This window comes from Nonomuraea antimicrobica, from assembly GCF_039536965.1.
GTDB classification, from domain to species: Bacteria; Actinomycetota; Actinomycetes; order Streptosporangiales; family Streptosporangiaceae; genus Nonomuraea; species Nonomuraea antimicrobica.
Genome location: NZ_BAAAZP010000089.1, coordinates 94,164 through 112,845 on the forward strand (window position 1 = coordinate 94,164; position 18,682 = coordinate 112,845).

Here is an 18,682-nt window from a genome sequence, read left to right on the forward strand (position 1 = left end):
CGGACCACCTCCGCGAGGCGGAAACCGAGGCCACGGGCACGGGGGCGTCTCGTGTCCGCGTCACGGACGTCAGGCGTTCGGGACGGCGGCCTCCAGGTCGGCGACGCTGCCCGACATGATCGTCCGTACGTGCTCGGTGATGTGCTCCACGGGCCAGTCCCACCAGGCCACCGCCAGCAGCCGGGCGACGTCGCCGGCGCTGTAGCGGGTGCGGATGAGGCGGGCCGGGTTGCCGCCGACGATCCCGTAGTCGGGGACGTCCGAGGTGACCACGGCGCCGGAACCGACGATCGCCCCGTGCCCGATCCGTACGCCCGGCATCACCGTCACGCCGTAACCGAGCCAGACGTCGTTGCCGACGACGGTGTCGCCACGGTTGGGCAGGCCGGTGAGCAGGTCGAAATGGTCGGACCACGAGCCGCCCATGGTGGGGAAGGGGAAGGTCGAGGGGCCGTCCATGCGGTGGTTGGCGCCGTTCATGATGAACCGCACCCCGGTGCCCAGCGCACAGAACCTACCGATGACCAGCTTCTCCGGCCCGTAGTGGTAGAGCACGTTGCGCGTCTCGAACGCGGTCGGATCGTCCGGGTCGTCGTAGTACGAAAACTCTCCGACCTCGATCAACGGCGACGTGACCAGCGGCCGGAGCAGCACCACCCGCGGCTGGCCCGGCATCGGACGCAGCACCGTCGGGTCGGCGGGGACACTGGACTTCATTGGTCTTTTCCTCTACTAACGCGACAACTGCTACATTAAGATAGTGTCATGGATGTTGTCCGCTGAGCAAACCGGAGACGAAACGATGCCCTCCGCGCCTCCACCGTCACAGGACGACCCGTCGACGCCGCCGATCCGGCGCCGCCCGGGTGGCCGTACCAGCCGCATCCGTACGCAGGTGCTCGACGCGGTCCGCGCCGAGCTGGGCGAGCGCGGCTACGACGAGCTCACCCTCGACGCGGTCGCGGCCCGTGCGGGCGTCCATCGGGCGACGGTGTACCGGCGCTGGCGGGATGTCGGCGGCCTGCTCGCCGACCTCCTCGACGCGACCGGCGACGACGACTGGCAGCCCCAGGACACCGGCTCCCTGCGCGGCGACCTGGCGGCGCTCAACCACGAGAACCTGGCGGCGCTGACCGCACGGCCGTCGATCGCCGCGGCGCTGATCGCCGCCTCGTTCAGGTCCGAGGAAGCCGCCCGCGGCCTGCGGCGGCTCTGGGAAGATCGCTACGCCCGCTGCGAGGTCATCGTCAGCCGAGCCGTCCACCGCGGCGAGCTGCCGCCGCACACGGACGCGCGACGGCTGCTCATCGCCGCCACCGCGCCGCTCTACCACCAGTTGCTGCTGCTCCGCACACCCCCCGCCGCGGAGCTGCCCGACCACGCGGCGACCGATGCCGTCATCGCCGCGACCGCCGGCGCCTTCGTCACGTCCCCGCCGGCCGACGACGACTGATCGCCCCGGTACGGGAATCACCCACAGGAATCGGGAAGATCACAGGACCGGCACGTTCACCACCGCGGTACGCGAACAGGACGGCCTGCACTGATCCACTCACAGCGGCACACGTGCGTGGCGTCCGCGGACGTGGTGAAGGACTTGACGACACCATCCCCGCGAGCGGCTACGGAGAAAGTTACTCCGCATCTACGGGCAAAAGCGCTGATCAGAGACCCGTAACAACGTCAAAAGCGCTCCGCGCGCGTAGCGGATCGAGCATCCTGGGCATCACCGGGAACTTCCCGAGCAGCGCCGTCACGCTCTCCGTACCCCCCTTCCATAAAGAGGTCCTTTGTGACTCGATATGCCATCGACTGCGCCCGGAACGCGCTCATCGCCCAATGGAGCACCGGCATCGGCGACACCGCCACCACCGTGGCCGAACTCCCCCGCCACCACCCCCGCCAGCACCTCCTCCAGCTCACCGCCAACCTGACCAGCCTGTCCCAGCTCTGCTGGCGCTCGTACACGCACCCCGCCAGCGCCACCGACCAGCACGGCCCGCACAGCCTCGGCTGGTACCGGCAGCAGGAACGCGACGCCTTCGCCACCGTCCTGCCCATCCTGATCAATGCCAGGCAGCCCGCCGACGAGCCGATCGGCACCAAGGTCGAACAGGCCGCGCACGCCGTCGCCCGCGTCCTGCGCACACTCGACGCCCCGCAGCTCACCACGCGCATCACCACCGACGTCGCCGCCGAACTGGCCGCCATCGAACAGGCCGAGCTCGGCGACCTGTCCGAACGCGCCGAGCAGGCCGTCGCCCTCAGTCGCGAGGACGCCTCACCCCTGCAGATCTCCCAAGCCGACCGCCTGCTGCACCAGAACCCCTTCGGCTGCGAAGCGCTCCTCACGCAGGTCGATCCCACCGCGGCCGCCATCGCCGCGGCCCACTGGTTCCACGCGGCGGTCACCGTCACCGCCCAGCGCACCGGCCTGTACCTGATCCAGATCGTGGCCACCGCCGAGCAGCGCGGCAAGCCCCTCGCCATCGAGAGCCTCACCGACATCACGGCGGCCATCAACATCGGCGAACGCTCCCGGCACGTGGTCATGCCCCTCATCCGCAACGCCCTGCACGTCGCCGAGGGCCACCTGCGCGGCATCACCGACGTCCAACAGCGCCTCACCGCCGCCGGGCAGTTCATCGAGAAGGCCCAGGCAGAACATCCCGAACTCGGCCTCCACCCCGACACCGTCCGCCTGCCGCTCACCCCGCTCGATCCCGCCCGGCCCGCCCCCGACCTCCTGGACAACCTTCTCCACGGCATCCACGTCTGCTGCCGGCTCTACCAGGAGCACGCCGGCGTCCAACGCCCCATCGCCACCACGAGCGACGCCGGGGACGAGCCTCGGCAGGAAGCGCTCCGCCGGGCGTTCCTCACCGCGACCCGGGAGGAAGCAGCCCGCCAAAGCGAGCGACTGCTCTAGCCTTGGTGCCCCGACGCGTGGAAGGCGATCAGAGGAGAACCGACGCGTGTACGTGAGGTTTCAGAGCCCCACCCCCAATGCACGAGGTGTCCACCCCGGCGTGTTCGGCCTCGTCAACGGTCTCGCCAAGCAGGGCCGGCTCTCGCCGGAACAGGAGCGCTTCAGAACCGAGGGCCACGCCTGGTATCAGGCGAACCTGACCGACCCCAGCGACGTGGATCCGCACGTCTACGACCGAGTGCGCAACCCAGGGGCCACCGCCTGGTTCAAGCCGTCGGCCGGCCCTTTCATCGAACGGGTCTCCGGCTACCTGGACATTCTCGCCGCGCACGAGGTGGCGTGCGTACGCGTCGAGACGCCCGACCCCGGCAACGTGATCTACGAGGACCCCCACCAGGTCATCGTCCTCCCCCACCGAACCGGCTGATCCCCGGCCTCCTTGGCCAGACCCCGGTGCCCGGCCACAAGGTGGGTATTGTGGCCGGTGGTGTGGGAAAGCCGGATGGAGGACGAGTGGTTCGGGCCGCGACGGCTGATGACATGCCCGCTGTGCGGGAGGTGGCCAAGAGGTTCGGGCTGCTGACCGGGTGGTCGGGGACGCCCGACTTCCTCGACGCCGAGCGTTCCTTCGGCAGGCTGCTCTTCGCCCCCGACGAGACCGGCGGAGCCCTCGGCTTCGGGGGCACGCTGCGGCGGGGTTCCGTCACCCACCTGGGTGATCTGTTCGTGCTGCCCGGGCATCAGTCCGCCGGGGTGGGGCGGGCTCTGCTCGCGGAGTTGCTGCGCGAAAGCGGGCCGAAGGTGACGTTCGCCTCGTCCGACCCGCGGGCCATGGCCCTTTACGTACGGCACGGCCTGCGCCCCTGGACCCCGCTGCTCTACCTGACCGGGCCGGCCGCGGGACTGCCCGCGCCGCCCGCGCGGCGAACGCGGGCAGAGGAGGTCGCGACGCTGGACGCCCGCGCCTCCGGAGGGGCCCGGCCCGCCACCCTCGCCTGGTACGCCGCCCTGCCTGGCGTCACCATGTACGCGACCGACCGAGGTTACGCCGCGACCCGCCTGACCGGCCACGACGTCCTGATCGGCCCGGCCGGTGGAGCCACCCCGCAAGACTGCGCGGACGCGGTGCTCGCCGCCCTCGCCGCCACCCGGGCACGCACCGCCCGGATCGCGCTCCCGGGAACGCATCCCCTCGTGCCCACACTGCTCGCGACCGCCGGCTGGCGCATCGGAGACCTGGACACGCTGATGGCCGACGAGCCGGGCCTCGCATTGATCCGTCCGGACCGGTACGTTCCCCACCCGGACCTCGGCTGAGCCCTCCCTGGCTCGTCGTCCGCGAAACCCGGAGGAGGCAGGCGTACGAACGTCTAGGGAGCGAGGGCGGCCTCGATGTGGGTGACGGCGGTCATGGCGCCGTGGGCCAGCAGGTACACCGTGCAGTGGTTGCTGAAGCGGCGGTCGGTGGCTCGCCAGGTGGCGACGTCCTCGTCGGTCACCGCCTCTGGCGCTAGCCCCGCCAGGATCGCCACCCTCGCCCCCGCCGCCTCCTGGTCAGGAAGCGACGACAGCGGCGCGTCCAGCCAGTCGCCGAAGGGCCTGCGGCGGCCACGGTGTTCCGCGATCACGTCCGCGACCACCCCGGCGGCGGCGGGCGTGAGGAGCCCGGCACCCTGCGCGGCCGTGGCGGCGAGCGCGGCGTACGCCGTGCCGATCGGCAAGCCGCGCGCCCAGGCCGGTTCCTCGCCGGTGGGCAGCCCGTCCAGGAGCGGCAGGGTGGCGCCGGGCCGCAGGTCCTGGTCGAGATCGCGCAGGATCGGGGCGCCCTCGAACGGTGGTTCGTCGCCGGCGGGCATGCTGCCCGGGGTGAGCCCGGCAGGCAGCATGGCCGCCGCCACCCTGTTGATGAAGTGCGTGAACAACGCCGTACCGAGGTATTCGGCGGCCCTGTCGGCGGCGAACGGCGCCGCCACCGGGTCGCCTCCGGTGGCGACCGCCCAGCGGAGCAGGGCCGCCAGCGCGGGATCGGCGGGCCGGCCGCCACGCTCGACGGTGTCGGCCAGCTCCGCCCGGCCCAGAAGCCGCAGGACGGACAGGAACGCCTGGACGTCGTAGTCCAGTTCGTTGGCCTGCGCCACCCCCAGCGCCACCACTCCCTTCTCCAGCGCAGGGACGGCACCGGCCAACTGCGCCTCGCGCATGAGCGACCAGCCCGCCGCCATCAGCTCGGGCGACGGGGACATCATCATCACGGCCGGGCCGATGCTGCTGAACTCGGCGTTGACCTGCGCGTAGACCTCGGCCACGACACCGGTGGCACGATCCGGGGAGATGGGGGTGACGTGGCGTACCAATGACTTCATGGCTCGGGCCCCTCGACGGCGGTTCGGTGCGGAGCCTCGATCCTCGCCGCCTCGGCCCGCACCCGTCGTCGTACGGCGGAAGGCAGTACGCGCTGCTCCCTCCGGCGTACGTCCCCGCTCGGCTACGGAACGGGAAGTACGCACCCCATCAGCGCACAGGACGACCGGCCGGAATTCGGGTCACCGGAACTCGTCGGCGTGGTCGGCAGCCCACTGGGCGAAGGTGCCGGCCGGTCGGCCGGTGAGCCGCCGCACGCCCTCGGTGACCCGATCCGACTCCGGCCGCCGCGTCGAAGCCGCGACCAGCGCCGCCACCAGTTCCTCTGGCCGGCCGTCCGCGAGCATCCGGGTTCGCGCCACGTCGGCGGGAACCGCCTCGAACCGCAGGCGCCGCCCCAGTACGGCACCGAGCCGGGCCACCTGATCGGCGCGGCCGAGCAGGTCCGGCCCCGTGAGCACGTGGGGCCCGCGTCCGAATCGGTCGCCGTCCGGCAGCAGCACGCGTACGGCCGCGTCGGCGACGTCGCGCTCGTCGACCACCGCCGTCCGCGCGATGTCCGGCCCGGCCACGACGTCCCCGGCCCGCAGTTGCGCGGCCCACCCACGAACGTTGGAGGCCAGCGTGTCGCTACGCAGCACCACCGGCCGCAGCCCGGCCTCGTCGAGCAGCGCCTCCATGTCCGCGTGCACCTGCACGATGGGGTCGCTCTGGCGAGCGCGTCCGTCGTCGACCGCTGAGGACGAGAGGTAGACGACACGGGGAGCCGCGCTCCTGAGCGGGGTCAGCAGGGCGTGGGCCGGGGCCGAGTCGAGCAGCGGCCACATGAGCAGGACGGCCTCGATCCCATCGAGCGCGGCGCGGAAGACATCGGGGTCGGTCAGGTCACCGACCACCGACTCCACGCCGGGGAACGCGTCCGCCGGATGCCGGTCGAGACACCGGACGCCCACGCCACGCGCATGGAGACGCCGGACGACCTCACGCCCGAGGTTTCCCGCCGCACCGGTCACGAGTATCGACGCAGGACAAAGGGAGGTTTCGGTCATGCCCGGAGGCTAGGGGTTAAGGTCGACATGAAGGCAAGGAGTGAACGGTGAGGACGATCGGAGAGGCGTCCACGGAGCTCAGGGTCGAGGCTCACGTGCTGCGGCACTGGGAGCAGGTCGGGGCTCTCACGGTGCGTCGCGACAGCCACGGTTACCGCGTCTACGACGACGAGGCCATGGAGCAGGCCCGCACCGTGCTGAAACTGCGGCAGGTGGGGCTCTCCCTGCCCGAGGTCCGCGCCGCCATGACGCCGAAGAAGACGGCGGCGCAGGAGGTGGTGCGGGCGAAGATCGCGGCCCTGGAGAGCGAGATGGCACGTATGCGGCAGGCCCTCACCTTTCTGCGGCACACCGTCGAGTGCCGTCACCGGTTCCTGGACGACTGCCCGGACTGCGCGGCATTCGCCCGCGAACCGTGACCCCGAGCGGGGCGCGGGCCCGGCTCCCCGCAGGCCGTGACCAGACTTCCCCGCAGGCTCTAACCAGACTTTCCCCCACAGGCCCTGACCAGGCTTTCCCCGCAGGCCCTAGCCAGGATCGAAATGGGGGTTGGGGAGGAAGTCGCCGGTCCTGTGGTCGTCCGCGCCCTCGACGAAACGGCGGTGCACCCCTCCGGGGAACGTGACCGTCTCCTCGCTGTCACCCCTGGCGAAGCCGCCGCCGCGGGAGGTGCGAACGCGATACGTGAAGCGTCCCCTGGCGTACCATCTCGCGATCTCACTGTCGAGAGACGTGTAGACCCGATCGCCGGGAACGTACGGATGCAGACCCTCCTCGAAGATCCGGTCGGGGGAGGTCCGGGAGCCGTGGTACACCGGGGTGTTCTCGGTACGCCAGCGGTTGCCCGGCCGGCGCAGTTCCTCGGCCACGACGTCGTCCACGGGCGTGGACCTGTTCGCGGCGACCGCCCGGTAGTCGGGCTTCGGCCCGGCCCGCGCCGTACGGCCCCCGGCACCGGCCGCGCGCACCCGGGACGTCTTGAACAGGCTGGCGAAGATGCGCCCGACCCGGCTCAGTGCGTCACGGAGCATCGCGGTGAACCGCGCCCCCATGGCCGACAGCCGAGGGAGCAGGTGCGGAGCGAACACCACCGCGACGCGGGCGGCGAGCGCGACCGCCGACAGCGGGCCGACGACCCATTCGATGACGCCTTTCGAGACGCGCAGCCCGTCGGCGGCCGTGGTGAGCCGGTCGGCGAGGTCGGCCGCCTGCGGCAGGGCGCCGTCGGGGCTGGTCATGTAGGCATGCAGGGCGTCCGTGGCCGGGCCTCGGTTGAGGTCGGCCTGCCCGTACGCGTGGACGCCCTCCTGGGCCAGCAGCCGGAGCCGGCCGACCGCCCGGTCCAGCTCGCCGATGTGCCGGTCGAGCTGGGCGGTGCCGGGCAGCGGGGCGATGCCGAGCAGGTCGAAGCCGACGAGAACGGCCGGCTCGATCATCATCGAGGCCCCATCTGGACGGGCCCCGCCACGGCGCTCCCGATCGTTGAGGCGTCCTCGGCGTCCGTGTTGCGCTCGGCCATGAAGACCTGGCCGTCGCCCACGTAGCGCAGGTTGCCGCCGAGCCGCTCGCACTCGTCCAGCAGGTTGCGCCTGAGCTGGAGGTAGGGAACGGCGAACTCCTCGTACGGCAGCGGAGCCTCCTCGTCCCACTGGCCGCGCAGCCCGGCGACGAAGTCGGCGTGCTCGTCCGCCAGCGTCCTGAAGGAGCGGCCCGAGGCGAAGCGGCCGCTGGCGTCGGCCACCACCTCGTCGTACGGTCCCGAGGTCACCTGCCCTCCAACCGGCGCGGCCCCTCGCGCCCTCCGGGATCACCGTTGCCCGACCATGGTAGACACCGGGACGCGTACGCGACCGCCGCCTTCGCCATGGGGGACGCCGCGCGCGACTGGGTCGAGGACAGGCCCGGCCTGGAGGCCGTCGCGGTGACCGCGAACGGTCGTACCTGGCGGACGAGCGGCTTCGCCGCCCAGACCGTCGAGCCGTGAGCACCAGCGGCTCAGGAGAACTCGGCGATCAGGTCGGACGGACCCGGTCAGAAGGGCCGGTCCAGAGGGCTGCCGGGTGCAGGGAGCACGTGGCGGTGACCCGGCCCCCGGCATCCCTGACCTGCACCTGCGCCTGCGCCTGCGCCGATGCTCCGCTCTGCGCGGGCACGGGCGCCACGGTCAGCCGCTGCGCGCCGAACATCGGCGCGACGAGGCGGTAGGCGAACTCCCGACCGATCAGGGGCACGCCCGAGCGGCGGATCAGCTCGCCCATCATCAGGGCCTGCAGCGGCCCGTGCACGACCAGGCCGGGATAGCCCTCCTGGGCGGCGTAGGCGGCGTCGTAGTGGATCCGGTGCGCGTTGTAGGTCAGCGCCGAGAACCGGAACAGCAGCACGGCGTCCACGTCGAGGGCGAGACCGGCCTCGGGGTGAGGTGGTTCGTCGGCGGCCGGCCGTGCAGGAAGCGCCGAGCCGGGGGCCCGGTAGACGATGTCCTGCTCGTCGGCGATCACCGTCCGCCCGCCCTGCTCGATCTCGCTGCGCACGGTGACGAACGTCAGAGGCCCGGCCCTGCCCTCCTTCTCCACGGTACGCACGACCCGCGTCATACGGGTCGCCGGAGCGCCGAAGCGCAGGAGCGCGTGCGTGGACACCCGTCCCCCGGCGAACATGCGCCGCCGACCCGGGCCGGGAGGAGCGGGTATGCCGTGCCTGGGATGCCCGTCCGGGCCCAGGTCCCGCTGTCGGGGCCGGTCGAGCAGGTAGACCCAGTGCCACAGGGCGGGCAGCTCCCCCGCGGGCGGTTCGACGTCGAGGAGCCCGGCCAGCGCCTCGGCCGGCTCGGGAGTGATCAGCTCGGTACGGCGGCCGGTCCGGTCGTCACGCTCGTCCGCGTCGGATGTCATGTCCGGTCCTTCCGTTCACGCGCCCGCGCCCCGGGCACGGGTCGGCCTCCCCATGATGGCCATGCCCTCTGAGGTGGATCTCAGCGGGCACATGGGGAGGCCGTCCCCGCGAGGAGTCCTATCCGACCGCGTAGGCGCGGTGGATGGTCTGGTCGACGGTGTTGCCCGCGGTGTCGGTCGAGGTGGCGCGCAGGGACACGAAGCCCGCCGTGCGCGGGTTGGCCACCCGCGCGGTCCAGCCCGACCCCGCTTCCCTGACCGGGACGTCCTGCCAGGTCGCCCCGTCATCGACGGACATCTGCAGGCGGATCGACTTCACCGCCGCCGTGGGAGCGCCGGGGTTGCGTTCGATCGTGATCGGCAGCCGGGTGGACGATCCGGGCTTGGCGCGGTTGTACTCGTCCAGCCCTTCCGGGGCGTAGCGGACCGCGGTCAGGGGGAGTGCCTCCCGCGTCGAGGTGGTCTCCGAGCGGAACGTCCACGCCGACTCCACCTTCGTGGACAGCGTGGAGTGCGGCACCTGCCTGGTGGCCGTCGCGCTGAGCGTGTACGTCCCGGCCTGCGCGGGCAGGTCGGCGACCAACTGGCACGGGCTCATGTTCCGTGGCCCGCATCCGGTGTAGTCGATCGTGGAGATGACCTGGTCGCCCGCGGTCAGGCTGATGGTGCCGGTGGCCGCGCCGTCCATGCCGACCCGGCCGGGCACGCCGTCGGCCAGCAGCCGGCCGCCGTCGAAGGTCAGCTTGTCCTGCTCCCGCCAGGCTCCCTGGGTGGCGAAGGACGGTCCGCTCACCGCGACGCCCCACGTCTGCCGGGCACGGTCGCGGATGGGCTTGACGGTCTCTCTGACCATGGATGCGCCGACCCCGAGAGCGCCGCCCCACTTGTGCCCTCGTGTGCGGTACTCCGTGAGTGTGCCCGGCAGCGGTACACCCTTGGTGGGGGTCAGGAACCCGCCCATGGGGTCGTCGTCGGGGGCGACCGTGACGTAGTAGTCGCCCGTCGCGGCGGTTCCCGCGCCACGGAAGGTCGTGGTCACCTTGTCAAGGTCCTTCACCTTGGCCGCGTACGTCGGGTCTTCTGGGATGCCGTCGTGCCGTTCGTCCACCAGGTCGTAGCGGGACCGGCTGGGAGAGGGGTCCTTCGTCTGGAAGTGTGTCCTGGTGATGTACTTCAGGCCGGGCTTCTTGGAGGGGATCACGAAGTTCACGGCGCTGGGATCCGCCCAGTTTCCGTACCAGCCCCGGAACCACCAGCCGTCGAACAGCCACATCTCCAGATACCCACTGGTGACGGCGGTGGGCTCGTCCAGGGTGAACCTGATCGGTTGGGCCTGGCGCGTGTCCAGCACCGCCTCCGCGCCGGATTCGCTGACCTTCACCGGCAGGTGGGCGGTCGTGATGCGATCGGATTCCCAGACGTCCGCGGCCAGGGTCCACTCCCCGACGGGGAGCCGGTACGTGACCGGCTCGCCACTGACGTAGATCGGCAAGATCTCGCCCTTGTCGTTGAAGAACTCCCCGGACGCGCCGGCGGGCTGACCGTCGGCTCCGATGGCGCTGATCTTCACGTCGTAGGACTCAGGCTCCACGTACGCGGTGGCGACGGTACGGACGATCTGGTCACCTGACCTGGCCGTGACGGTGCCCGGGTGGTCGCCGGGGGCCGTGCCGGTCGCGTCGATCGTCACGGTGACGGAGGCCGTGCCCTTGGCGGGCACCTCGACCCGCTGTGCCGAGGTGCGCAGCACGTCGGTGTCCACGGTGAGGTCGAGGGTGACCGGGGTGTCTCCGTCGTTGGCGTAGGTGATCTCCTTGGTCGCCTTCCGCTCGCCGGATTCGTCCCAGCGGAAGACCGCGCCGAGGTTCGCGGGGCCGGCATGGACCTGCTGGCCGGTCGCGCGGACGAGGTCGACGCGCCCGCCGCCCTGGTCGAAGTGCGTGGCTCCGGCCTGCGGCGCGGCGCTGCCGATGAGCGCGGCCTTGAGCTGCCGGCCGGTCCAGTCCGGATGCTGCTGGGCGAGGATCGCCGCCGCGCCCGCGACGTGCGGCGCCGCCATGGAGGTGCCGCTGTAGGCGACGTACGGGCCGTCCGCCGTGCCCTGCGCGGCCGCCGCCACGATGGAGACGCCGGGAGCGGTCACATCGGGCTTGATCGCGTGATCGCCACCTCTCGGACCACGGTTGGAGAAGTTCGCCATCTGGTCGGACCTGTCGACCGCCCCGACCGTCAGCGCCGCGTCGGCACTGCCCGGGCTGGAGACCGAGCCGGGCCCTCCGCCGTTGCCCGAGGCGATCACGAACAACGCCCCCGTACGCTCGGACAGCGTGTTGACGGCGTGCTCGATGGGATCGATGCCGGGGGTGTCCCGGCCGCCGAGGCTCAGGTTGATGATCTTCGCCTTGACCTCGACGGCGGCCCACTCCATGCCCGCCAGCAGCGCCGAGTCGGTGATGTACTGTCCGCCGACCTTGCCGAGCGCGATCTTCGCGCCCGGTGCGACGCCCCGGTACTTCTCCCCGGCCCCCGCCACGATGGAGGCGACATGGGTACCGTGGCCGACGCCGTCGGTGGTGTCGGGGTCGTCGGAGAAGTTCCGCGACTGGGTGACGACGTCCTTGAGGGCGGGGTGGGTGGCGTCGTAGCCGGAGTCCAGCACGGCGACGGTGACCCCGGCTCCGGTCAGCCCCCGCTGCCACGCCTCGGGGGCGCCGATCTGCTTGACGCTCCGGTCGAGGGTGAACGAGCGCTTGCCGTCGAGCCAGATCTTCGACCTGCCCGCGGCCAGCGCTCGGGCGTCGCCGGCCAGGTCCTGCCAGGTCCGGCCCGTCTGGGCCTTGGGGACGCGCACACTGGCCAGTCCCAGCCCGGACAGTTCCTTGGCCGCGCGGGCGCCGGTGAGCGTCTTCGCCGCGGCTCCCTCGGCGGACTGGACGACCAGCGGGATCTCCGCCTGGTCGGCGTCGCCGTAGTTCCAGGCGAGCAACTGTGTGACGTCGAACAGCCGCTCGTCCAGCAGGCCCTGGGCGAGCAGCGGCTTCGCGTCCTGCGGAATGACGTGGAGGTGGCCCTGACGGCGCTGGACCTCGAAGCGGACGGACCTGCCCTGCCCCGGCTCGACCCGGTAACCGCCGGCCGTGACCGTCACCCGGTCACCGGTCAGCAGGGTCACCGAGCCTGCCGTGCCGGTCGCCGATGGCGTCGGCTCGGCCCGCGCCGCGCTCGTGGTGCCGCCCGTGACAAGGGATCCCACCACGATCACGGCGAGGGTTCCGTGGGCTAATCTCATGCGCTCTCCCATCTCGTTGTGGCGAGTCGACCGTACTTCGTTCCACGAAGTATGGTCAATCCGGACGATGCCGACGCCCGGGGGCACACTCAGCACTTGTCGATCCGAGCGCGATTGCTTACACGCGACACCTGGACGCGGACCGGCAGGGCCCGTTCCCGCCCTGCGCGCCGCGAGGGAAGTGACCGTCGGCCGGGGCTTGTGCCGAACCTCTGATCACTGAGAGTATTTTCTCGTCACTTATCGTGCGCGACCCCTTCAGGAGACTCCCGTGTCCGCTCCTGTCCCGTGTCGATGAACCGCCTGTCAGGCGCACTGCTCGTGCTCGTGCTGGCCACCGGCTGCGCCGACCCGACCAGCGCCCAGGGCTCCCGGCACAACGCGATCAACCTCCACCTGTACCAGAAGCCGAAGCGCTTCTCCCCGCTGGATCCGCCCTCCGGCCCCGACCAGCAGGTCATGACGCTGATCTTCGACAACCTGCTGACCGTCGACGACTCCTACGCCTACGCGCCCCGCCTGGCCGAGCGCTGGGACCTGGCCGACGGCCGGATCACCTTCCACCTGCGCCGAGGGCTGAAGTGGAGCGACGGCACGCCGTTCACCAGCAAAGACGTGCTGTTCACCTACAGGCTGCTGGCCGACGTCAGGAGCGGCAGCGCGATGGCGGGCAAGCTGGCCGGGGCCGCCTTCGAGGCCCCCGACGACACCACGTTCGTGATCAGACCGGCCAGCAGGAACGTCGGCTTCCTCAGCCTGATCGCCGGGCCGTTCGCCTTCATCCTGCCCGAGCACGTGCTCGGCGGGGAGCCGGTGGACAGGATCGCGGGCCACCCCTTCTTCAACCGCCCGACGGTCGGCCTGGGCCCGTACACCTTCGTGAGGTACCAGACCGACCAGTACGTCGAACTGGCCGCCAACCCGCACTACCGCAAGCCCATCGCGATCCCCAGGATCTTCCTCAAACCCGTCAGCTCGGACGTGGCGACCGCCCAGCTCGGCACCGGCGAGATGGACCTGGTCCAGGTCTCCCCCACCGACCTGCGGGCCGTGGCAGGGCTCAGCGGCGTCACCGTCTCGGCGCGGCCGAGCCCCGGCTTCATCAGGATGGCGGTCGACCAGAGCGACCCGCGCTTCGCCGACCCCCGGATACGCCGGGCCATGCTCCACGCGATCGACCGCGCGACGCTGGTCGCCAAGCTCCTGGACGGCCGGGGCCGGGTGCAGAACTCCTCGTTCGTCACCCCCTGGGCGCTGCCCGGCACGCTGGACGAGTACGCCTACGACCCGGCCAAGGCCAGGTCGCTGCTGGCCGAGGCGGGCTGGCGGGCGAGCGAGACGGTGACGCTGTCGTGGATCCCCGGCCAGCGCGACCGCGACGTGGCGGCCACGGTCGTGCAGGGCGCGCTGGGCGCGGCGGGCATGACAGTCGAGCTGAAGCAGGTGCAGGCGGCCGAGCTGCTGGAGTCGTACGAGCGGCGCACGTTCGACCTGGCGCTCTTCGGCGGCGGCAGCTACGCCGTCGACCCCTCCAGCAGCCTCACGATCGTCAACTGCGCCGCCTTCTATCCCGCCGGGGCGAACATCAGCAACTTCTGCGACCGGTCACTGGACGCCCTCACCGCCCGAGCCGACGCCCTCACCGACCGGCGCCGGCGCGCCAGGCTCTACCGGGAGGCCGCGAGCATGGACAACGCCCAGGTCCCTTACCTGTGGCTGTACAACCCGGACACCCTGTGGGCCACCAGCTCGCGGCTGCGCGGCGTCAAGCCCAGCGGCGACTTCACCACCGGATTCTGGAACGCCGACGAGTGGACCCTGGCCGACTGATGCTCGCCTACCTCGCCCGCCGGCTCCTGATCAACGCCGTGGTCTTCGTGCTCATCAGCGTCGGCGTGTTCCTCCTGGTCCGCGCCGCGCCCGGCGACCCGGTCCGGATGATGGTCAACCCCGAGCACCTGTCCGCGGGCGGCGCGGCGTTCGTCGCCGCCAAGCGCGCCGAACTCGGCCTGGACGAGCCGCTCCTGGTCAGGTACGGCATCTGGTTGCGCGACGCGCTGGGCGGCGACCTCGGCTACTCCCTCGTCAGCCGCCGCCCGGTGGCCGAGGTGCTCGGCGAGCGGATGGGGCCCACCGTGCTGCTCATGAGCACCGCCCTGGCGATCGGCCTGGTGCTGGCGGTGGCGGCGGGCACGCTGGCCGCGACCCGGCGCAACACCGCGATCGACCACGCCACCACGGTCGCCGGGCTGGGCACGATCTCGGTGCCCAGCTTCTTCCTGGGCATCGCCGCGATCTACCTCTTCTCGCTGAAGCTCGGCTGGGTGCCGTCGTCCGGCATGTCCACACCGGGTGACGGCGGCGGCGCCGACGTTCTGGCCCACCTGGTGCTGCCCGCGGCCATCCTCGGGCTGTCCATCGCCGGGCCGTTCACCCGCTACGTACGGGCCGGGCTGCTGGCGGAGCTGGACGCCGACTACGTACGCACGGCCGAGGCCAAGGGCGCCGGTCCCGGCCGGGTGCTGATCCGGCACGCGCTGCGCAACGCGCTGGTCCCGCTGATCACCGTGGTGATGATCTCCGTCCCGCAGCTCCTGTCGGGGGCGGTCGCCCTGGAGCAGGTCTTCGCCTGGCCGGGCATGGGGCAGCTCGCCGTCAGCTCGATCGGCCAGCTCGACTACCCGGTGGTGATCGGGTTCGCGCTGTTCATCGCGGTGCTCGTGCTGCTCTGCAACCTCGCCGCCGACCTGCTCTACGCGGCGGCCGACCCGAGGATCGGCCTGTCGTGACCGCTCTCCCCGCCCTGCCGCGCTCGCCGGGCGCGCTGGCCGCCCGGCGCTTCCTGCGCAACCGGATGGCGGTGGCCGGCGCGGTGTTCCTGACCGCCGTCGCCGCGCTGGCGCTGGCCGCGCCGCTGGTGGCCGGGCACGACCCGAACGCGGTGGATCTGGCCGCCTTCCGCGAGCCGCCGTCGGCGGCGCACCTGCTCGGCACCGACTCCTCGGGGCGCGACGTGTTCGCCAGGCTCGTGCACGCCGGACGGATCTCGCTGCTGGTGGGCCTGCTGTCGGCGCTGGCGGCGGTCGCCCTCGGCACGCTGCTCGGCTCGCTGTCCGGCATGTTCGGCGGGCCGGTCGACGCCGTCGTCATGCGCGCCGCCGACGTGGTGCTCTCCTTTCCTTCGCTGGTCGTCATCGTCGTGCTGGCGGGCGTGCTCGGGCCGGGCACCGCGCTGCTCGTCCTCGTCTTCGCGGCGTGCAACTGGCCGACCGCCTGCCGCGTGGTGCGCGGGCTGACGTTGTCGCTGCGCGAGCGGGAGTACGTCCAGGCGGCGCGCGCCTTCGGCGCCGGGCGGCTGACGGTGATCGGGCGGCACGTGCTGCCCGCCGTACTGTCGCAGGTCGCGGTGGTGGGCACGCTGCTGGTGGCGCAGATGATCCTGCTGGAGGCGGTGCTGTCCTTCCTCGGCCTCGGCGTACGGCCGCCGCAGGCCAGTTGGGGCAACATGCTGACCGACGCGCAGAACCTCACCCTCCTCCAGACCATGCCGTGGCTGTGGCTGCCGCCCGGCCTGGCCATCGCGCTGACCGTCCTGGCAGTCAACTTCGTCGGCGACGGCCTGCGCGACGCCGTGGACCCGAAGGGAGCCCGCCGATGACGCCGCTGCTCACGGTGTTCGACCTCGCGGTCGAGTTCCCCACGGAGTACGGCGTCGTACGCGCCGTCGACGGAGTCAGCCTGGAGGTGGGGCGGGGCCAGATCCTCGGCGTGGCCGGCGAGTCCGGCTCGGGCAAGAGCGTCACCGCGATGTCGGTGCTCGGCCTGGTCCGGCCGCCGGGGCGGGTGGCGCGCGGCAGCGTCCGCTTCGACGGCGAAGACCTGCTGACGCTGCCCGCGCGCCGGCTGCGCCGGATACGGGGCCGCCGGATCGCGATGATCTTCCAGGACCCGATGACGGCGCTCAATCCCGTCGTCCCGGTCGGCGCCCAGATAGCCGAGGCCGTCAGGCTGCACCAGCCGGGCCTGCGCCGGGCCGCCGTGAAGGCCCGCGTGCTGGAGCTGCTGGCCTCCGTCGGCATCGCCGACCCCGCCGACCGGTACGCCCGCCACCCCCACGACTACTCCGGCGGCATGCGCCAGCGCGCGATGATCGCGATGGCCCTGGCCAACGAGCCCGACCTGCTCATCGCCGACGAGCCGACGACCGCGCTCGACGTCACCGTCCAGGCACAGGTGCTCGGCCTGCTCGACACGGCCAGGCGGGAGTCCGGCGCGGCGGCGGTGCTCATCACCCACGACCTGGGCGTGCTCGCCGAGCTGGCCGACCGGGTCGCGGTCATGTACGCGGGCCGCGTCGTCGAGCACGGCGACGTGCACCAGGTCTTCACCACGCCTCGCCACCCCTACACGCGCGGCCTGCTGTCCAGCCGGCCCGTCCTGGAGTCCGCGGGAGGGGCGCTGGTGCCGATCCCGGGCAGCCCGCCCGACCTGCTGAACCCGCCGCCCGGCTGCGCCTTCGAGCCGCGCTGCGCGCTGGGCGCCGGACGCGCCGTCTGCCGGACGAGCCGTCCCGAGCCGGTCGCGGTGGCCGACGGTCACGTGTCGGCCTGTCACCTCCACCAGGAGCCGATATGAGCGAACCCGTGCCGACCTGCCACCCGTCGTCTCCGCAGGAGGCCGACGTGAGCGAGCCCGTGCTGGCCGTCGAGGGCCTGACCAAGCACTTCCCGATCCGCACCGGGGTCCTGCGCAGGCGGACCGGCGTGGTCAGGGCCGTGGACGGTGTGGACCTGGCGCTGCATCCCGGGCGTACGCTCGGGCTGGTCGGCGAGTCGGGCTGCGGCAAGACCACGACGGGCCGGCTCGTCGTGCGTCTGGCCGAGCCCACCTCCGGCCGCATCCTGTACGACGGGCGCGACCTGGCCCGCCTGTCCCACGCAGAGCTGCGCCCGCTGCGCGGCGAGATCCAGATCGTCTTCCAGGACCCGTACTCGTCGCTGTCGCCGAGGCTGACCGTGCACGAGATCGTCGCCGAGCCGCTGCGCACCCGGGGCCGCTACCGCGACGGCGGCCGGGAACGGGTCCGCGAGCTGCTGGAGCTGGTGGGCCTGTCGCCCGAGCACGCCGGCCGCTACCCGCACGAGTTCTCCGGCGGCCAGCGCCAGCGCGTCGGCCTCGCCAGGGCGCTGGCGCTGAACCCGCGCGTGCTGGTGCTGGACGAGCCCGTCTCCGCGCTGGACGTCTCGGTCCAGGCGCAGGTGGTCAACCAGCTCGCCCACCTGCAACGCGAGCTGGGCCTGGCCTACCTGTTCATCTCGCACGACCTGTCGGTGGTGCGGCATCTGTGCGACCGGGTGGCGATCATGTACCTGGGCCGGATCGTGGAGGAGGGCAAGCGGGCGGAGATCTTCAGCCGGCCCGCCCACCCCTACACCAGGGCGCTCATCTCGGCCGTGCCGATCTCGCATCCGTCGCAGCGCGGCGGGCGCGGGCGGATCGTGCTCACCGGTGACGTGCCGAGCCCGGCGAACCCGCCGTCGGGCTGCCGCTTCCGTACGCGCTGCTGGAAGGCCCAGGAACGGTGCGCGACCGAGGAGCCCGTGCTGACCGGCGCCCGGCACCGCGTCGCCTGCCATTTCCCCGAGCAGAACACCTCCTTCTGCCCGGCACTCTGACGAAAGGCGGCGGACTCGTAAAAGTCACGAAGTAGACGCTTACGGCGGAGAGCCTCTCGATGCCGCCGCGACGCCCATCCGGGATCAGCAGGACCCCATTTCCCCGCCCCCGCAAAACCCGCCGAAATGGCACCCCATCGGGCCGTACGCTCGCCCGACCCGCATTCTTCGCGGCACGCGGCCAGCCCGATCCCGCCGTTTTCACCACCGGCGGCCACCATCCGCATTGATTCGGCACGCAGAAAATCCGCGCCGATAAACCGGACTCGGTCTCGGCGGACCCGTGGATATCGGTCGCGCTTCTGGATTCCATGACAAGGCTTGTCATTCCGTATTACGGAATAGGACGACACGGTGCGAGACGCGGACCCCACCGGACCACCTCACCCCCAGCCCACCGCACCCGGACACCTCCCACCTCCCCCTCCGCAATCTGTGAAGGCAGGGAGCACTCCCGAACCTCTTGACACGCTCTTCGCGGTAGTGGT

Annotated in this window: 18 protein-coding genes; 11 read left to right on the forward strand and 7 right to left on the reverse strand. The window is 71.9% G+C overall.

The features are described 5' to 3' along the window. Positions 1–69 precede the first annotated feature (69 nt). Entirely contained in the window at positions 70–717 is a 648-nt protein-coding gene (locus ABD844_RS23825; RefSeq protein WP_344881900.1) for a CatB-related O-acetyltransferase, read from the reverse strand. 85 nt (positions 718–802) lie between these two features. On the opposite strand from ABD844_RS23825, the gene ABD844_RS23830 reads away from it, so the two are divergent. The 4 genes from ABD844_RS23830 (at position 803) to ABD844_RS23845 (ending at position 4,246) form a co-directional block, all read left to right on the forward strand. Then, complete coding sequence (locus tag ABD844_RS23830; protein ID WP_344881903.1) at positions 803–1,453, forward strand: TetR/AcrR family transcriptional regulator; 651 nt, start codon at positions 803–805, stop codon at positions 1,451–1,453. 339 nt (positions 1,454–1,792) lie between these two features. Then, on the forward strand, positions 1,793–2,929 hold the full coding sequence (locus ABD844_RS23835; protein WP_344881906.1) for a hypothetical protein: 1,137 nt from the start codon (positions 1,793–1,795) through the stop codon (positions 2,927–2,929). A gap of 46 nt (positions 2,930–2,975) precedes the next feature. Continuing rightward, positions 2,976–3,356, forward strand: a complete 381-nt coding sequence (locus tag ABD844_RS23840) for a hypothetical protein (RefSeq protein WP_344881909.1) — start codon at positions 2,976–2,978, stop codon at positions 3,354–3,356. A 113-nt stretch (positions 3,357–3,469) separates the two neighbouring features. Beyond that, entirely contained in the window at positions 3,470–4,246 is a 777-nt protein-coding gene (locus ABD844_RS23845; RefSeq protein WP_344881912.1) for a GNAT family N-acetyltransferase, read from the forward strand. Positions 4,247–4,299: 53 nt separating this feature from the next. Here the strand turns inward: ABD844_RS23845 and ABD844_RS23850 are convergent, their stop codons facing one another. Both ABD844_RS23850 and ABD844_RS23855 read right to left on the reverse strand, forming a co-directional pair. After that, entirely contained in the window at positions 4,300–5,292 is a 993-nt protein-coding gene (locus ABD844_RS23850) for a carboxymuconolactone decarboxylase family protein (protein ID WP_344881915.1), read from the reverse strand. Between the two features lie 180 nt (positions 5,293–5,472). Next, on the reverse strand, positions 5,473–6,339 hold the full coding sequence (locus ABD844_RS23855) for an NAD(P)H-binding protein (RefSeq protein ID WP_344881918.1): 867 nt from the start codon (positions 6,337–6,339) through the stop codon (positions 5,473–5,475). 47 nt (positions 6,340–6,386) lie between these two features. Between ABD844_RS23855 and ABD844_RS23860 the strand changes: the two genes are divergently transcribed. After that, entirely contained in the window at positions 6,387–6,758 is a 372-nt protein-coding gene (locus tag ABD844_RS23860; RefSeq protein WP_344881921.1) for a MerR family transcriptional regulator, read from the forward strand. A gap of 108 nt (positions 6,759–6,866) precedes the next feature. Here ABD844_RS23860 and ABD844_RS23865 read toward each other — a convergent pair whose 3' ends face one another. Next, a complete protein-coding gene (locus tag ABD844_RS23865) occupies positions 6,867–7,778 on the reverse strand; it encodes a hypothetical protein (protein WP_344881924.1) in 912 nt (303 codons plus the stop codon). Beyond that, positions 7,775–8,107: a hypothetical protein gene (locus tag ABD844_RS23870; RefSeq protein ID WP_344881927.1), complete on the reverse strand. Its 333-nt coding sequence runs from the start codon at positions 8,105–8,107 to the stop codon at positions 7,775–7,777. The genes ABD844_RS23865 and ABD844_RS23870 overlap by 4 nt, the downstream gene beginning before the upstream one ends. Before the next feature lie 45 nt (positions 8,108–8,152). On the opposite strand from ABD844_RS23870, the gene ABD844_RS23875 reads away from it, so the two are divergent. After that, on the forward strand, positions 8,153–8,323 hold the full coding sequence (locus tag ABD844_RS23875; protein WP_344881931.1) for a hypothetical protein: 171 nt from the start codon (positions 8,153–8,155) through the stop codon (positions 8,321–8,323). Between the two features lie 28 nt (positions 8,324–8,351). Here ABD844_RS23875 and ABD844_RS23880 read toward each other — a convergent pair whose 3' ends face one another. Beyond that, positions 8,352–9,230 (reverse strand): HTD2 family dehydratase, encoded by an 879-nt coding sequence (locus ABD844_RS23880; protein WP_344881934.1) that lies wholly within the window; start codon positions 9,228–9,230, stop codon positions 8,352–8,354. 118 nt (positions 9,231–9,348) lie between these two features. Next, positions 9,349–12,519, reverse strand: coding sequence for a S8 family serine peptidase (locus tag ABD844_RS23885; RefSeq protein WP_344881937.1), 3,171 nt, complete (start codon positions 12,517–12,519; stop codon positions 9,349–9,351). 294 nt (positions 12,520–12,813) lie between these two features. Here ABD844_RS23885 and ABD844_RS23890 point away from each other — a divergent pair, with 294 nt between their 5' ends. The 5 genes from ABD844_RS23890 to ABD844_RS23910 are packed head-to-tail and all read left to right on the forward strand — an operon-like array spanning position 12,814 to position 18,194. After that, positions 12,814–14,349 carry an ABC transporter substrate-binding protein gene (locus tag ABD844_RS23890; RefSeq protein ID WP_344881940.1) on the forward strand — a complete coding sequence of 512 codons (1,536 nt, stop codon included), beginning with the start codon at positions 12,814–12,816 and terminating at the stop codon, positions 14,347–14,349. Further along, complete coding sequence (locus tag ABD844_RS23895; RefSeq protein WP_344881943.1) at positions 14,349–15,308, forward strand: ABC transporter permease; 960 nt, start codon at positions 14,349–14,351, stop codon at positions 15,306–15,308. Before ABD844_RS23890 ends, ABD844_RS23895 begins: the two co-directional genes overlap by 1 nt. Continuing rightward, the gene (gene opp4C, locus ABD844_RS23900) at positions 15,305–16,177 is read left to right on the forward strand and encodes an oligopeptide ABC transporter permease (protein ID WP_344881946.1); all 873 of its coding nucleotides are present in this window, start codon (positions 15,305–15,307) and stop codon (positions 16,175–16,177) included. Before ABD844_RS23895 ends, opp4C begins: the two co-directional genes overlap by 4 nt. Further along, on the forward strand, positions 16,174–17,154 hold the full coding sequence (locus tag ABD844_RS23905) for an ABC transporter ATP-binding protein (protein WP_344881949.1): 981 nt from the start codon (positions 16,174–16,176) through the stop codon (positions 17,152–17,154). The genes opp4C and ABD844_RS23905 overlap by 4 nt, the downstream gene beginning before the upstream one ends. After that, positions 17,151–18,194: an ABC transporter ATP-binding protein gene (locus ABD844_RS23910; protein ID WP_344881952.1), complete on the forward strand. Its 1,044-nt coding sequence runs from the start codon at positions 17,151–17,153 to the stop codon at positions 18,192–18,194. Before ABD844_RS23905 ends, ABD844_RS23910 begins: the two co-directional genes overlap by 4 nt. Positions 18,195–18,682: the final 488 nt, after the last annotated feature.

Excerpts from the sequence above, each read along its gene's own strand:
- ABD844_RS23905 (WP_344881949.1), top strand. The coding sequence starts at position 16,174 with ATGACGCCGCTGCTCACGGTGTTCGACCTCGCGGTCGAGTTCCCCACG.
- ABD844_RS23825 (WP_344881900.1), bottom strand. The coding sequence starts at position 717 with ATGAAGTCCAGTGTCCCCGCCGACCCGACGGTGCTGCGTCCGATGCCG.
- ABD844_RS23865 (WP_344881924.1), bottom strand. The coding sequence starts at position 7,778 with ATGATGATCGAGCCGGCCGTTCTCGTCGGCTTCGACCTGCTCGGCATC.
- ABD844_RS23880 (WP_344881934.1), bottom strand. The coding sequence starts at position 9,230 with ATGACATCCGACGCGGACGAGCGTGACGACCGGACCGGCCGCCGTACC.
- ABD844_RS23845 (WP_344881912.1), top strand. The coding sequence starts at position 3,470 with ATGCCCGCTGTGCGGGAGGTGGCCAAGAGGTTCGGGCTGCTGACCGGG.
- ABD844_RS23855 (WP_344881918.1), bottom strand. The coding sequence starts at position 6,339 with ATGACCGAAACCTCCCTTTGTCCTGCGTCGATACTCGTGACCGGTGCG.
- ABD844_RS23850 (WP_344881915.1), bottom strand. The coding sequence starts at position 5,292 with ATGAAGTCATTGGTACGCCACGTCACCCCCATCTCCCCGGATCGTGCC.
- ABD844_RS23830 (WP_344881903.1), top strand. The coding sequence starts at position 803 with ATGCCCTCCGCGCCTCCACCGTCACAGGACGACCCGTCGACGCCGCCG.
- ABD844_RS23910 (WP_344881952.1), top strand. The coding sequence starts at position 17,151 with ATGAGCGAACCCGTGCCGACCTGCCACCCGTCGTCTCCGCAGGAGGCC.
- ABD844_RS23895 (WP_344881943.1), top strand. The coding sequence starts at position 14,349 with ATGCTCGCCTACCTCGCCCGCCGGCTCCTGATCAACGCCGTGGTCTTC.
- ABD844_RS23885 (WP_344881937.1), bottom strand. The coding sequence starts at position 12,519 with ATGAGATTAGCCCACGGAACCCTCGCCGTGATCGTGGTGGGATCCCTT.
- ABD844_RS23890 (WP_344881940.1), top strand. The coding sequence starts at position 12,814 with ATGAACCGCCTGTCAGGCGCACTGCTCGTGCTCGTGCTGGCCACCGGC.